This is a genomic window from Faecalibaculum rodentium, from assembly GCF_001564455.1.
GTDB lineage: Bacteria > Bacillota_I > Bacilli_A > Erysipelotrichales > Erysipelotrichaceae > Faecalibaculum > Faecalibaculum rodentium.
The window spans coordinates 846,467-862,237 of the sequence record NZ_CP011391.1 but is presented as its reverse complement, the minus strand read 5'-3'; the positions used below and the strand labels follow the sequence as shown (position 1 = coordinate 862,237).

10 protein-coding genes, 1 tRNA gene and 2 rRNA genes are annotated in these 15,771 nt (G+C 48.6%); 3 read left to right on the top strand and 10 right to left on the bottom strand.

The genetic code is table 11. From position 1 onward, the window contains the following. Positions 1-351: 351 nt before the first annotated feature. The 3 genes from aalo17_RS04240 to aalo17_RS04230 all read right to left on the bottom strand — a co-directional run bounded on the left by aalo17_RS04240 (position 352) and on the right by aalo17_RS04230 (position 3,544). Positions 352-669 (bottom strand): PTS sugar transporter subunit IIB, encoded by a 318-nt coding sequence (locus tag aalo17_RS04240; protein ID WP_067555962.1) that lies wholly within the window; start codon positions 667-669, stop codon positions 352-354. Between the two features lie 89 nt (positions 670-758). Next, positions 759-2,102 (bottom strand): PTS sugar transporter subunit IIC, encoded by a 1,344-nt coding sequence (locus aalo17_RS04235; RefSeq protein ID WP_067555959.1) that lies wholly within the window; start codon positions 2,100-2,102, stop codon positions 759-761. A gap of 29 nt (positions 2,103-2,131) precedes the next feature. After that, entirely contained in the window at positions 2,132-3,544 is a 1,413-nt protein-coding gene (locus aalo17_RS04230) for a glycoside hydrolase family 1 protein (RefSeq protein WP_067555956.1), read from the bottom strand. Positions 3,545-3,854: 310 nt separating this feature from the next. On the opposite strand from aalo17_RS04230, the gene aalo17_RS04225 reads away from it, so the two are divergent. Next, the gene (locus tag aalo17_RS04225; protein ID WP_067555954.1) at positions 3,855-4,568 is read left to right on the top strand and encodes a GntR family transcriptional regulator; all 714 of its coding nucleotides are present in this window, start codon (positions 3,855-3,857) and stop codon (positions 4,566-4,568) included. Between the two features lie 355 nt (positions 4,569-4,923). On the opposite strand, the gene aalo17_RS04220 is transcribed toward aalo17_RS04225, so the two are convergent. The 6 genes from aalo17_RS04220 to rpiB form a co-directional block, all read right to left on the bottom strand. Continuing rightward, positions 4,924-4,997 (bottom strand) — tRNA-Trp (locus aalo17_RS04220). An 83-nt stretch (positions 4,998-5,080) separates the two neighbouring features. Next, on the bottom strand, positions 5,081-5,512 hold the full coding sequence (gene mscL, locus aalo17_RS04215; protein WP_269465335.1) for a large-conductance mechanosensitive channel protein MscL: 432 nt from the start codon (positions 5,510-5,512) through the stop codon (positions 5,081-5,083). 561 nt (positions 5,513-6,073) lie between these two features. Beyond that, positions 6,074-6,394: a PTS sugar transporter subunit IIA gene (locus aalo17_RS04210; RefSeq protein WP_067555948.1), complete on the bottom strand. Its 321-nt coding sequence runs from the start codon at positions 6,392-6,394 to the stop codon at positions 6,074-6,076. 553 nt (positions 6,395-6,947) lie between these two features. Then, a 23S ribosomal RNA gene (locus aalo17_RS04205) occupies positions 6,948-9,831 on the bottom strand. Positions 9,832-10,066: 235 nt separating this feature from the next. Next, positions 10,067-11,602 (bottom strand): 16S ribosomal RNA (locus tag aalo17_RS04200). Together the 16S and 23S rRNA genes form the textbook arrangement of a ribosomal RNA operon. Before the next feature lie 610 nt (positions 11,603-12,212). Further along, positions 12,213-12,653, bottom strand: coding sequence for a ribose 5-phosphate isomerase B (gene rpiB / locus aalo17_RS04195; RefSeq protein WP_067555945.1), 441 nt, complete (start codon positions 12,651-12,653; stop codon positions 12,213-12,215). 96 nt (positions 12,654-12,749) lie between these two features. Between rpiB and gdhA the strand changes: the two genes are divergently transcribed. Continuing rightward, entirely contained in the window at positions 12,750-14,081 is a 1,332-nt protein-coding gene (gene gdhA, locus aalo17_RS04190) for an NADP-specific glutamate dehydrogenase (RefSeq protein ID WP_067555943.1), read from the top strand. Between the two features lie 104 nt (positions 14,082-14,185). On the opposite strand, the gene aalo17_RS04185 is transcribed toward gdhA, so the two are convergent. Continuing rightward, positions 14,186-14,794: a histidine phosphatase family protein gene (locus aalo17_RS04185; protein ID WP_067555940.1), complete on the bottom strand. Its 609-nt coding sequence runs from the start codon at positions 14,792-14,794 to the stop codon at positions 14,186-14,188. A 252-nt stretch (positions 14,795-15,046) separates the two neighbouring features. Here aalo17_RS04185 and aalo17_RS04180 point away from each other — a divergent pair, with 252 nt between their 5' ends. Then, positions 15,047-15,766: a LytTR family transcriptional regulator DNA-binding domain-containing protein gene (locus tag aalo17_RS04180; protein WP_158507709.1), complete on the top strand. Its 720-nt coding sequence runs from the start codon at positions 15,047-15,049 to the stop codon at positions 15,764-15,766. Positions 15,767-15,771 lie beyond the last annotated feature (5 nt).

The following is a 15,771-nucleotide window of genomic DNA, read 5'->3' as shown; positions in this document are numbered from 1 at the left end:
ATCCGCAACTATTATGATTTGCGCTGTCTGGCACGCTCGTCTCCGTCTATGGCCTTATATGCGATTCGTGTTCCTCAGGCCGGAACTTTGCCGCCGGGCTTCTTTCAGAACTCCTGTTACCAGAGAGCCCCTTGCCTTGGGCTAATGGTTAGCGGTTGCGATGATACGCTCCCATAGTGGACTTTCACCACCTAGATGTATGCCATGCCGGGCACACCAGCAAAACAGCCTCCGGAGGGTTCGGTTCCGGAGACTGTTGTCGTGTATGAATGACGAAGCCGTCTTTTAAGTATGTTTTGGCAGTAATCAGGAAGTCTTTTCCGCCCACATCATTCTCAGATTCAAGCCGGATTATGCCTGCGCTTTGGCGGCTTTCATCAGCTTGTAGGCAGTACGCAGGACCTTTTTGCCGTCCATGGATCCGTAGTCCTTCATGTCAATGACTGCGGACGGAATTGACGGCGCCATCTCCTTGACGTTCTTCAGCTCAAAACCCACCTGGGGACCCAGAAGAATGACATCGACACCACTCAGATCTTTCTTTGCAGCTGTGAGTGATTTCGCCTCCACATGACAGTCAACCCCAAGTTCCTTGGCTGCATTCTGCATGTTGCGGACCAGAATGGATGTGGACATGCCTGCATTGCAGACCAGAAGAATGTTTTTCATAATTTGTACCTCTCGCCCGGCCCTCGGCACGGGTCTTTCTCATTTTGTTGTAATACTTGCGTTCTGCAGCGAATCAGCAGATCTGCACATCAGTCCAGATCAAATACGCTGTCATCATCCTCTTCTTCAGCCTGCGCAGCCTGACGCTCCATAACACGGTCGTTGACTTTGACAAACGGCATGTAGATCAGGACCCCGAGCACCAGCACAACAGCCTGAACAATGACCGCTCTCCAGTCACCGGCAGTAGCCAGGAAGCCCGACAGCAGTACAGGAGTCGTCCAGGGTACCAGAGTCACGCAGGGGTTCATCCAGCCCAGAGCTGTTGCGAAGTAGGAAATGATGATGCCGACAACAGGAACCACCAGGAACGGAATTGCCATGGAAATGTTGTACACGATGGGGTATCCGAACAGAACCGGTTCGTTGATGTTGAACAGACCCGGAACAGCAGACAGTTTGGCCACGTTTCTTGTCGCAGCGTTCTTGCCAATCAGAAATGTGGCAATCAGCAGGCAGATTGTGGATCCGGAACCGCCGAGAAGGCCGAAGGAAGTTACCTGGGATACGTTGATGATGTTCGGAATCGCTTCACCGGCTGCATACGCCGCGATGTTTTCCTGAATGTTGATGATCAGCAGCGGTTCAAGTATGGAAGAGTAGATGACAGACTGGTGAATGCCGAACAGCCAGAGCAGGTTGCCCAGTGTGTAGAGAATCACAGTACCCCAGAGGGACGTACCGATGTTTTTCAGCGGGGTCTGAATGAAGTTCTTGATGATGCTGATGAGGTCCGTGCCGGTCATGGAGATCAGAGTCGCGATGATGGCGAAGATGGCAAGGGACAGCATGACAGGAATCAGAACGTTGAAGGATTTGGCCACTGCGGGGGGAACCTGGTTGCCGAGGTTGATCTGCAGCTGCTTTATTGTGGAAAGCTTGATGTAGAGTTCGGAGATCAGCAGACCGATCAGAATGCCGCCGAACATGCCGCCTGTACCCAGGTTGTTGTAGGTGAGGACACCAGAGAAGATATCAGCACTGGCGCCTTCTGCAACAGGAACCAGTTCCACCTGCATCGGCATCATGACAACGACACCTGCAACCGCAACCACGGCCGTGGAGAGAGGGTTGCTGAATTCACGGTTTACAGACAGGCAGTAGCCAATCGTGGCTGCAATGAGCAGACCGGAAATATTCAGGGTTCCGTTTACCAGAGCGTTGCCCCAGTACTGGACGGTTGTCAGCGTATCGCCAGAGAAGATCCAGGTGAATACGGTGTTGTTCAGCAGTACGGCAATGCCGGCAAGAATGTAAAGCGGCATGATTGTGGCAAATGCGTCACGCAGGGTGCGCAGATACAGGAGATTACCGAATCTGGCTGCAAAGTCAGCAAACCTGGTAATGAAGCTGTTCTTTTCTGTGTTTTCCATGATTTTCTCTCTCTTTAAGATTCTGTGATTTACTTGTTTTCTTCGATGATGAAGCCGTTGTTGTCCGATACCTCTCTGAACCACCGGCCGCTTTTCTTGATCGTCCGGCTCTGGTCGTTCAGGTCCACGGCAATGAAGCCGTACCGGTTTTTGTAGGCGTTGTTCCAGCTCCAGCAGTCCATGGCTGTCCAGGGATGATAGCCTATGCAGTTGGATCCCTCTTCGATGGCTTTATGAAGCTGCTCAAGATGCTCCTTGTAGAAGTCGATCCGGTAGTCATCTTCGATTGATCCGTCTGCCTTGCGGTACTTTTCTTCCCCTTCAACACCCATTCCGTTTTCGGAAACAAACCATTTGATGTTTCCATAGTTGTCCTGGACGTTTTTGGCGATATCGTACATGGCCTTCGGATAAATTTCCCAGCCTCGGTATGGATTGATCCGGGCTTCAGGCCATTCCCATTCCACCCCATACCAGTCAGGCATCCAGTCTTTCCACTGTTCGCGGTCTGCCTGTTCGGCTGCTCTCACCCGCTTCGGGTGATAGTAGTTCACGCCGAGGAAATCCACAGTGTTGTTCCTGATCAGGTCCAGTTCTTCCTGTGTCCAGGCAGGAAGGACACCATCTTTTTCCAGAACTTCCACCACATCCTTCGGGAATTCACCCTTGACCGCCGGATCCAGATACGACCTGTTGAAGAAACCATCCACAAGTCTGGCAGCTTCGGTATCCTCCCTGGAATCCGATCTGGGATAGGCAGGTGTCAGGTTCAGGATAATGCCGATTTCTCCGTCTTTTCCGCTTTCACGGAATGCCCTGATGGCTTTTGCGCTGGCCAGATTGATGTTGTAGACAATCTGTGCGGCTTCTTTTCCCTTGCCGGAATACTTCGGATAGTGAAATCCGTAAAGATAGCCGGCTTCCGGAATCACCATGGGTTCATTGAAGGTAGTCCAGTACTTCACATCGTCTCCAAACAGGCCAAAAGCGGTCTTTGCAAACTTTTCGAACAGATCGACGACATGTTTGCTTTCCCATCCTCCATATTTCTCCAGAAGCTCATCAGGCAAATCGAAATGATGAAGGTTGAGAATCAGTTCGATTCCGTTTTCCTTCGCCGCTGTAATCATGTCCCTGTAGAACCTGACACCTTCAGGATCCGGTTCCCCTGTCTCCAGATCTCTGATGAGACGCGACCACTGTATGGAGGTCCGGAATGAGTTCAGTCCGATTTCCCTGAACAGCTTGAAATCTTCCGGATACTTGTGGTAGAAGTCGCTGGCCACATCGGGTCCAACACCATTGAAGAAGTCATTCCTCTGGACTCGATACCATTTGTCCATGACATTTTCGTGACGTTTTCCAAACCATCCCTCTGTCTGTGGACCGCTGCTGGCAGCTCCCCACCAGAATCCGGACGGAAATGTGAGTTTAGTTTCCATCGTGCTCTCCTTTGTTCCTTACGGCCTTATGGTATACCGCTTATATATTAATTGTCTAGTCTTTTATCGATCTTTAGACTGTTTTTATGAGTTTATTTGTCTATTCTAATTAGAGCGGCCGAGTGCGACAAGCCGAGGATAGGCGGGAAAAAGCGTTTTCTTCCATACGCTTCTCTCACATTGCCTTGCGTTCACAGAGCAAATCACATAATCGGGCAGTATTGTATAGTCAATATCAAATTCTCATACATTTATACAATTGCATACCTTAGACATTCTCTATATACTTGACATCGAAAGGTTCGTTTCAATGAAAACAAAATACAAAACGATTTACGACGATACAAAAACAAAGATTCTGGATGGAACCTATTTGCCGGGCAACCAGCTTCCTGACGAAATCGCAGTCTGTGAGCAGTACAACTGTTCCCGGATGACTGTGAAAAAGGCTTACGATATGCTTGTACAGGAAGGATATATTTACAGGAAGCAGGGACTGGGAAGCTTCGTGCTTGCCAAGAGTATGGATCAGGGGGAAGTGGAGCTGCAGGAGCGTGAACTTCAGGGCTTTACACGGACAGCGAAGGGTCATGCGGATACCAAGCTTCTGCATTTCCGACTGATTTTCGCACCCAAAGACATTGCGGATCACCTGGGGATTCGTGAAAACGATCCGTTGTATGATATCCTCCGAGTCAGAAATATAGATGGTCAGCCCTATGTTCTGGAACACACCTATATGTCTCCGGAGACAATACCTGGCATCACAGAAGATATCCTGACTCATTCTGTGTATACCTATATCGAGGAAGTACTGGGCAAAAAAATCGCCTCGGCTCAAAAAACCACAAGAGCCCAGGTTTCCAACAGCCAGGACCAGAAAGAACTGGGGCTTCGGCCTGAAGAACCTGTACTGGAGGTTGAACAGATTGCCTATCTGGACAACGGTACACCGTTTGAGTACTCAATTTCACGCCACAGATACGACAAGTTCAAACTGTCTGTATATTCTGTCAGAAGATAATCGCTGCTTTCTGTGTCCAGAAGCAGCAATGCAAAGCGGCATGACGTTTCTTCGGAAATATCATGTTCCAAACCGCATCTGCTTTCCGGCAACTGACTGGCTGTAAAAAAAAGACCCATATGATCCATTCTGTCCAAACCCGCCTCAGAACCCATACTCTGGAAAAAAGTATCCAATGGGTCATAGAGGTCTGATGAAGTCAGATGGAAAATATGGGTCTTTTAAAGATTCTCTGTATGCAGAGCAAGGTCAGTGAGTCAAAGGACTTCGGAGTTTGTTGTGCTGATTACAGCTATATCTGTCAGCCATCGTCTGCAGAAAAAAAGACCTGCAATTGCAGATCTGATACTCTATATGGCAGGGGTAGCAGGAGTTGAACCCACACTAACGGTTTTGGAGACCGCTGTTCTACCATTAAACTATACCCCTAAGCGCCTACTTATAATATCAGATAATATTGTGATGTACAAGAAAAAAAGCAGATTTAATCTGCTTTTCTGTTGTACTGTCTGCTATTTTTCTACTGTCGATGCATCTGTTGCATTGGAAACCTGTCTGGCTGCCAGAAGATCCTTGATTTCCGAAAGAAGGCGGACCTCGTCAGTGATTTCAGGTTCCGGTTCTGGTGCAGGCTCTTCTGCCTTTTTGCCGAATTTGAGCTTGGCCATCGCTTTTACGAAAACAAACATACAAACAGCGATGATCAGAAAATCAATGACATTCTGGAGGAAAATTCCATACAAAACCTTCGCCCCTCCAACCTGCCACATCAGATCTTTTACATTGACACCTCCTGAAAGAACTCCAATCAGCGGCATCAGAATATTGTCTACCAGGGAAGTGACAATCTTGCCAAATGCACCACCCATGATAACGCCGACGGCCATATCAATGATATTGCCTTTCATGATGAATTCCCGGAATTCCTGCATTGTAGATTTCAAAATACTCTCTCCTTACTTAGCCGCAGCAATGTCTGCAATCTGATTATATACTTTGCAGAGGAAAACCCATTTCAGAAAGACCTGATAATTTTTCTCAGAGCTTACTGTAACACAGATAGGCAAAACAGGACTTTGCTGAGGATACTGGTATATATTCATTGAATCCTGTCAGATGCGGGATAAATCAGGCTTCCAAATTTTCCGATATCATCTTTGCCGGAGCTCATCCAGTATTACTCTGCGAAAGACCCATTATATGAGACGCGGGTTTCGACTCACGTACCATAAGGAATCGGCCTCGGACTTGCCAGGTGAATACTGAGTTAAATCTTGACGAGTTTGTTGACACAACCGGCTAAAGAGGCCTGCATACATCCAAAATCTGTTGTTACATGATGGTTCTATACAATACAAGGGACTGGGTTTCGAAAACAGGAACTCATCAGTCGCGACCTTATTAAATCTGTGGAACAGGGCTGATGGCACATAAAACCAGTACAGAAATAAACCGCCAGGAGTCCCCGGCGGTTTATTTATTTGATTTCTTAGGATATAACGATTCTATTTTTGCAGATCAGCAAGAACTTTGTATACGCCGATTGTTTTTTCAGCCAGAACTTTAAACTGTTCTGCCCCCATCATCTGATCTTCTGCATGAATCAGCAGCAGACTGATGGGATTGGATTCACCTGCTGCCTCTTTTTGAATCAACTGAGCATGAGGTTCATGACCCTGATTCATAAACTCTTCTCCAGCTTCCATCTGTCGGGCAGCTTCCTCAAAATCACCCTTCTTTGCTGCATCAATTGCCGCAATAAATGCAGATTTTGCTCCTCCACTAGCTGCGATAATCTGAAAACAAATCAATTCCATGCCTTCCATACAGTACCCTCCTCATCATTCCATAATGTATATTCCTGTGTTTAATTAGTATATACATTTGCTGACTCTAGTATAATTTTTGTTTGTCGCATATGCAAGGATTTTCAGAGGGATATTCGGCTTTCCGATATTTCCTTATTTGAAGCCACCTGTTCATGTTTCTGTTCATAGTAATACTGGTCTGTGATTTTATGTCTTGCTATCGAAGGAAGGCAGGAACCAGTATCCATCGATACCAGGCGTAATCGCAAAAGAATAGAATGTTTTACAGCGTTCCCCATATTCTTAATTCAACAGATGATTTATCAACGGATTTTAAAACTGCAGACAGTTTCCTGAAAAGTAACGGCAATATCGTTCATTCTGCAGCATCATTCAGAACCTGTTCGTGTATCGCAATCAGTCAGCAGCCTGAGCCAACGTGCAGAATAAACAGAGATAAAAAAAAGCCGCCACTGGCGACTGCTGGAATCCTGTCTTCAGGTCACTCTCTGAAAACCATACACGATATGTCTTTCGTTTCCTGTCTTCCGCAAAGCTGCGGGCTTCTTTCTAGATCAAGTCCTCGACCGATTAGTGCCAGTCAACTCCATGCATCTCTGCACTTCCATCCCTGGTCTATCCACCTCGTAGTCTTCAAGGGGTCTTACTTCTCTTTCAGAATGGGAGATCTCGTCTTGGGTCCGGCTTCGTGCTTAGATGCTTTCAGCTCTTATCCGTTCCCTGCTTGGCTACCCAGCTGTACCATTGGCATGATAACTGGTGCACCAGCGGCAGGTCCATCCCGGTCCTCTCGTACTGAGGACAGCTTCCCTCAGATCTCCGACGCCCACAACAGATAGGGACCGAACTGTCTCACGACGTTCTGAACCCAGCTCGCGTACCGCTTTAATGGGCGGACAGCCCAACCCTTGGAACCGAATCCAGCTCCAGGATGCGATGAGCCGACATCGAGGTGCCAAACCTCGCCGTCGATGTGAACTCTTGGGCGAGATCAGCCTGTTATCCCCAGGGTAGCTTTTATCCGTTGAGCGACGGCCCTTCCATTCGGCACCGCCGGATCACTAATCCCGACTTTCGTCCCTGCTCCAGTTGTCTCTGTCGCAGTCAGGCACGCTTCTGCATTTGCACTCTTCAGTTGGTTCCCATCCAACCTGAGCGTACCTTTGGGCGCCTCCGTTACTCTTTGGGAGGCGACCGCCCCAGTCAAACTGCCCGCCTGGCACTCTCCCCTGTCCCTCTCGGCACACGGGTTAGGGCCCCATACATCCAGGAGTGGTATCCCACCGGCGACTCCACCAATACTTGCGTACTCGCTTCTAAGTCTCCCACCTATCCTGTACATGGCTGTCCAGGACCCAATACCAGGCTGCAGTAAAGCTCCATGGGGTCTTTCCGTCTAGTTGCGGGTAACCTGCATTTTCACAGGTACTAAGATTTCACCGAGTCTGCTGCCGAGACAGCGCCCAAATCGTTACACCTTTCGTGCGGGTCAGAACTTACCTGACAAGGAATTTCGCTACCTTAGGACCGTTATAGTTACGGCCGCCGTTCACTGGGGCTTCGGGTCACTGCTTCACCTCGCGGTTCACAGCTTGCCTTAACCTTCCAGCACCGGGCAGGTGTCACCCCCTATACTTCGCCTTGCGGCTTCGCAGGGAGCTGTGTTTTAGTTAAACAGTCGCTTGGGCCTTTTCACTGCGGCTCTTTCGAGCGCCCCTTCTTGCGAACGTACGGGGCCATTTTGCCGAGTTCCTTGGCAACAGTTCTCTCGCTCACCTTCGCATCCTCTGCGCGCCCACCTGTGTCGGTTTTGGTACGGGCCGTATATGCATTTCCACTAGAAGCTTTTCCTGGAAGCTGACTCGATGCGCTTCGCTACTCGCTTCCGCTTTCGCTTACCCGTCACGCTCTGGTTTCCGTATCCGGATTTGCCTGGATACCACCTGCTTCGCTTGGCCCTCAATCCAGTAAGAGGGTCGCATCTGCCTTCTCCGTCACTCCTTCGCTCCATATACGGGTGCAGGAATCTCCGCCTGCTTTCCATCCGCTGCGCCTTTCGGCCTCACGTTAGGTCCCGACTTACCCAGGGCGGACGAACCTTCCCCTGGAATCCTTGGGCTTTCGGTGTGCAGGATTCTCACCTGCATCTCGCTACTCACACCGGCATTCTCTCTTCCATGCTGTCCATATGCCGTCTCCGTCATACTTCTTCCTGCATGCAACGCTCCCCTACCACATATACTTCCATATACATCCGCAGCTTCGGTACCTGGCTTAAGCCCCGGTACATTTTCGGCGCAGGGCCACTCGACTAGTGAGCTGTTACGCACTCTTTCAAGGATGGCTGCTTCTGAGCCAACCTCCTAGCTGTCCGTGCGTCCCCACATCCTTTTCCACTTAGCCAGTATTTTGGGACCTTTGCTGGCGGTCTGGGCTCTTTCCCTCTCGACCATGGACCTTATCACCCACAGTCTCACTGCCGGATTCCTCCCAGTCGGCATTCGCAGTTTGATCGCATTCAGTACCCCGGGATGGGGCCATCATGCGTTCAGTGCTCTACCTCCGTCTGTCATCCTCCGACGCTAGCCCTAAAGCTATTTCGGGGAGAACCAGCTATCTCCGGGTTCGATTGGAATTTCTCCCCTAGCCACAGGTCATCCGCTAACTTTTCAACGGTAGTCGGTTCGGTCCTCCACAGAATTTCACTTCTGCTTCAACCTGCCCATGGCTAGATCACCCGGTTTCGGGTCTGCTCCATACTACTCTTCCCGCCCTCTTAAGACTCGCTTTCGCTTCGGCTCCGTCCTTTCCGACTTAACCTCGCACCATGGAACAACTCGCCGGTTCATTCTACAAAAGGCACGCCATCACCCTTTGACGGGCTCTGACTTCTTTCAGGCACACGGTTTCAGGTTCTCTTTCACTCCGCTCCCGCGGTTCTTTTCACCTTTCCCTCACGGTACTCGTTCTCTATCGCTCACACTGTATATTTTGCCTTGGCGGATGGTCCCGCCTGCTTCCGACAAGATTTCTCGTGTCCCGCCGTACTCAGGATCCCGTCTCATGCTTCACACACTTCGCTTACGAGGCTTTCACTCTCTCTGGCTGTACTTCCCTGTACATTCTGCTGTGTCTTTCCCACTCTTTTGACGGTCCTACTACCCCGGATCTCTCCGGTTTGGGCTTCCTCCCCTTTCGCTCGCCGCTACTCGGGGAATCACTGTTGTTTTCTTTTCCTCCGGGTACTTAGATGTTTCAGTTCCCCGGGTACCTCTCCCTTTCGGGATGACAGCCTTCTGGCTGCCGGGTTCCCCCATTCGGACACCGACGGGTCTTTGCCTCCTTACGGCTCACCGTCGCATTTCGCTGTTTGGCACGTCCTTCTTCAGTACAGTGTGGCCAGGCATCCTCCCTGCGCCCTTCCTTGCTTGATCTGATTCTCTCAAACGTTTTTCGTGCTTTCTTCGAGATATTTTTCTCAGAACTGTTTCTTCACTGTTCTTTTCTTTCTCTCAGTTTCTTTCTATTTCTCCACAACTTTACTTCAGACCTTCTGTTGTCTTTCATATCGTTGTACGGTTTTCAAAGATCGACCCTGGAAGACACTCTTCCAAAACCGGACAGGAACCACTCTGCTCTTTTTCCTTTTCCCCTGTACTTTCTCCTTAGAAAGGAGGTGATCCATCCCCACGTTCCCGTAGGGATACCTTGTTACGACTTAACCCCAGTCATCGATCCTGCCTTCGACGGCTCACTCCTCTAATGAGGTCATGCCACCGGCTTCGGGCATTACCGACTCCCATGGTTTGACGGGCGGTGTGTACAAGGCCCGGGAACGTATTCACCGCGGCATGCTGATCCGCGATTACTAGCGATTCCAACTTCATGGAGGCGGGTTGCAGCCTCCAATCCGAACTGGGACGGCTTTTATGAGATTCGCTCGACATCCCTGTCTCGCTGCTCTTTGTAGCCGCCATTGTAGTACGTGTGTAGCCCAGGCCATAAGGGGCATGATGATTTGACGTCATCCCCGCCTTCCTCCGGTTTGTCACCGGCAGTCTGGCATGAGTCCTCAGCTTTTCCTGTTAGCAACATGCCACAAGGGTTGCGCTCGTTGCGGGACTTGACCCAACATCTCACGACACGAGCTGACGACAACCATGCACCACCTGTGTGGATGTTGACCTCCGATGCATCTCTGCATCTTCGCATCCCATGTCAAGGCCTGGTAAGGTTCTTCGCGTTGCTTCGAATTAAACCACATACTCCACCGCTTGTGCGGGCCCCCGTCAATTCCTTTGAGTTTCACACTTGCGTGCATACTCCCCAGGCGGAGGACTCACTGCGTTAACTTCAGCACTGAGGTTTCACCCCCAACACTTGGTCCTCATCGTTTACGGCGTGGACTACTAGGGTATCTAATCCTATTTGCTCCCCACGCTTTCGTGCCTCAGCGTCAGCAACAGGCCAGGCGGCCGCCTTCGCCACTGGTGTTCTTCCATATATCTACGCATTTTACCGCTACACATGGAGTTCCACCGCCCTCTCCTGCTCTCCAGTCCTCCAGTTTCCAAAGCCATGCATGAGTTGAGCTCATGCGTTTCACTCCAGACTTGCAGGACCGCCTGCGCACCCTTTACGCCCAATCATTCCGGATAACGCTCGCCACCTACGTATTACCGCGGCTGCTGGCACGTAGTTAGCCGTGACTTTCTGGCGGGGCACCATCAGTCAGCACCCATTTCCTGATGCTGCCTTTTTTCCCCCGCAACAGAGCTTTACGACCCGAAGGCCTTCTTCACTCACGCGGCATCGCTCGTTCAGGCTTGCGCCCATTGACGAAAATTCCCTACTGCTGCCTCCCGCAGGAGTCTGGGCCGTGTCTCAGTCCCAATGTGGCCGTCCGCCCTCTCAGGCCGGCTATGCATCATCGTCTTGGTGGGCCTTTACCCCGCCAACAAACTAATGCACCGCAGGTCCATCCGCGCCCCATCCCCTAGAGGATGTTTCACAGAAAGAAGATGCCTCCTTCCTGTACATCGGGATTTGTTCTCCGTTTCCAGAGCGTATTCCCGGTGCGCGGGCAGGTTCCCTACGTGTTACTCACCCGTTCGCCACTAGAGACCCGAAGGTCTCTCGTTCGACTTGCATGTATTAGGCATGCCGCCAGCGTTCATCCTGAGCCAGGATCAAACTCTCCATTTGATCTGTACTCAGACGCTTTGCGTCTTGTGTTCATGATTGTTTTTCAGGTTCAAAGAATCGACGTTGTATCGTCTTGTATTTACTTCGTTTTTCCTGTCCGGTTTTCAAAGAGCGTCAGTACCCATGACAGATGCCTCCATCGCCTGCGGCTTCTGATGAAGTCACAAGCCTTTCAAAGATACTGAATGAGCGGTCCGGCTGTCAAGCCCGCCTGTGCCCCTCAGCACTCCTATATCTTAACTCATCCGCAAGAGTCTGTCAACACATTTTTTGAACTTTTTGTTCTTTTCTGTGTTATGACTTATTGATTTATCCAAATCACTTGCGGCCTAGTAAATATATCATTTATCTGGGTATTGTGCAACTGTTTTTCAAAATCATGGTGGCTCTTCATCGAACAAGATAGATCTGCATTGTCATACTCAGTCTCCAGGCAGACGTGCATTTCAACCGAAATCCGAGACTGTTTTGCGCTTATCCGGTTCTAAAAAGAAGATCACTGATTCAAAAAAATATGAAACGAAAACTGCAGCAGTAAATCCAGGGTTTCTTTGAATTTACTGCTGCAGCAGATTTCAAGATGAAGCAGACTGTTCCGTTGGTTCAGAGATCAGTTTTCTTCTGCCATCAGTTTTTCTATCCTCTTGACATGTCGGTCATCATTCGAAAATGATGTTGCCAGAAATGTATGAACAATATCTTTAGCCAGTTCAATTCCAATAATTCTGGCCCCCATGGCAAGCATATTGGCATCATTATGCTCCCGTGTAAGTCGGGCCATTGTCGTGTCTGTGCAAAGAGCACATCTGATACCATGTACTTTATTTGCAGCTATGGATATCCCAATACCTGTCCCGCACATGAGGATACCAGCATCTACTGTTTTCGCAGCCACTTTTTTGGCTGTTTCCACAGCTATATCAGGGTAGTCTACCGAATCAGGACCATAGCAGCCACAGTCGGTTATTTCATACCCTTCAGCCTCCAGCATTTTGCGAATCGTCTCCTTATATTCAAATGCACCATGGTCGCACCCAATTGCAATTTTCATAAATTTTCCTCCTTTTTCATAATTTTACCAAATGACCTGCCAGTTTACATCAACCCTGTGTTATACTTAACCCAGTTTTTTACAAAGGAGGTCACTATGACTAATCTCGATACTGTATTAGAAATTGTAAAAAAACGCAATCCGAATGATCCTGAGTTTCTTCAGGCAGTCGAAGAGGTTTTTGAATCTCTTAACGTAGTGGCTCAGGTTCATCCTGAACAATTGGATGAAGATGTTCTCCTCCGCATGGTAGAACCTGAACGCCAAATTATTTTCCGTGTTCCATGGGTAGATGACAACGGAAAAACTCAAGTAAATCGGGGATTCCGTGTGCAATTCAACAGCGCCATCGGCCCTTATAAAGGCGGACTTCGGTTCCACCCTTCTGTAAACATTTCCATCATCAAATTTCTTGGTTTTGAACAGGTATTTAAAAATTCATTGACAACACTGCCCATGGGCGGTGGTAAAGGCGGTTCCGATTTCGATCCCAAAGGAAAATCTGATGGAGAAGTCATGCGCTTCTGTCAGAGTTTTATGAATGAACTTTACAGACACATCGGGCCGAATACAGATGTACCCGCTGGCGATATCGGCGTCGGCGGACGCGAAATCGGCTATCTGTTTGGACAATACAAGCGAATTCGGGATGAGTGGTCTGGGGTTCTGACGGGCAAAGGATTGTCATACGGCGGTTCATTAGGGCGGACAGAAGCCACTGGATATGGACTCTGCTATTTCACCGAAGCAATGCTGAAAGACAAGGGCACGAGCTTTGAAGGTAAGAAGGTAGTCATCTCCGGATCAGGAAATGTCGCAATCTATGCCTGTCAGAAAGCCACGGAGCTTGGAGCCACAGTACTGACCATGTCCGATTCGAATGGATTTATCTATGATCCGAATGGAATCGATCTGGATACAGTCAAGGAAATCAAGGAAGTCCGTCGCGGCAGAATCAAAGAATATGTTGACTCGCATCCGCTGGCCACATATACCCCCAATGAACGGCCATGGTCCATCCCATGTGATATCGCGCTTCCATGTGCCACACAGAATGAGCTTGATCTTGAAGATGCAAAGAAGCTCGTAGCCAGCAACTGCTTCTGCGTTTGTGAAGGTGCAAACATGCCCACAACACCTGATGCCATTCATTATCTGATGAGCAATGGTGTTCTGTACGCACCTGGTAAAGCCAGCAATGCTGGAGGTGTCGCCTGCTCTGGACTCGAGATGAGTCAAAATGCAGAGCATCTTTCCTGGACACTGGAAGAAGTGGACAAAAAACTCAAAGGCATCATGGTCAGCATCTTTGAAACATGCAGAGACACAGCGATGGAATATGGACGTCCCGACGAATATGTGGTCGGTGCCAATATTGCCGGTTTCCTCAAAGTTGCGGATGCAATGAAAGCGCAGGGCTGCGTCTGATTTTCTGAATAGCAGCAGAACACAGGACTGGATAACCCAGTCCTTTTTAATGCAAACAGGAAGACTCCATGTCAAGAGGTCTTCCTGTTTTTGGTCTATGTTCATCACTTTGAAAGATCAGAACTCGTTCTCCAGGTTATATCGGGCAAAGTATCCAGCGTGAAACGATTGTTTTCGTACTTCAATACTGTGACAGAACATGGAGGAATCTGGTCTGCTGATTTAATCGTCTCCGCTGCAAACTGTTGACTGAAACTACCCAGCAGAGTCTTGATCAGATGCCCGTGAGTCACAACAGCGACATTGTCATCAGGGAATTCTTCAGCAATGTGCTGCATTTCCCGCACAAATCTTTGCTGGGCTGTATAAAGATCCTCTCCATTGAACTGTGCATAGCCAACTTTACTCAGTTGCCCCTCCGGAAACGCATCCGCAAGATATTCTCCTTCCAGACTTCCATATCCTACCTCTTTCAGCGACTCTCTGGCACGGATATCAAGAGATCTGTCAGAAGCCAGCATAGAAGCGCAGGTCAGGGCCCTCGGAGACGTGGAGGAATAAATAGCTGAGAATTCAATGTCTTTCAGGCCTTCCGACAAACGCCGCATTTGAGCACAGCCCTCATCTGTAAGTGGTGAATCGCACCATCCCTGTAGCCTTTCCTTTTCATTAAACAGTGTTTTCCCATGCCGTATAATAAAAAATGTTGTCATATTCAAACTCCTTGGTGAAACATTGTGGGAATCCACGCTAATTATACCGCAATTGGTTTAAAGTGTAAGCGCATTCACTTTGGAGTAATTTCTATGACTAAACGTCATTTTGCGTTTTTTTATTTGCGATTTTGATTCAAATCCTCTATGATTTTAATACCAATAGTTAAACTCGTTTTTATTCTTGAAACGGTTTCGTTTATTCATAAAACACGTATTAAGCCGTTGTTTTTTCTACACCTGAGGACGACCATGGATAAGAAAATACAGAAATTCTTCACAAAACATCACATTACAGAGACTGACATCAAGTATATTATTCGCCGTGATGGCAAAACCTGTATTTGTTTAGACGATGGCAGAATAGTCGAAACATATACGCCATTGAAAACAATTATTACAGAAATGACCCCTGATCATTTTATCAACGTGAACAAGGGTATCGCTTTGGCATCCGACAAAATCGCATCCATTCACGATGATCAGTATATGATGCAGGATGGCAATCATTTCAAAGGACGCGCCCGTATGCCAATGCTTTACCGTTTTGAACAGGAACGGCGCTTCAATTCTACCGAAATGGTGAATGGATCTTCAGATCTGATTAACGCCTTCTCCGTCCTTGACAGAATGCCAATACCTTTTTGTGTAATCGAACTTCTGTACGATAATACGGGAAACAGTATTGATTTCAGATTCCGATACGCAAATGAAGCAATGACTGATTTGCAAAGTCTCTCCAGAGAGCAGCTTTTGAATGAATCATTCTACAACATTTTCCGCAATGGAGATCGTAAATGGCTTGTAGCTTATGCTGATGTAGCGCTCAATGGAGGCTCCCGAATCTTTCGAGATTATTCTCCGGAAATCAATAAAGAGCTTATGATTTATTGCTACCAGCCCAGTGAAGGATATTGTGCATGCGCTTTTTTGGAAGAGCCCGAAGATCCTGCACCATCAAACCAGTCTTAATAGAA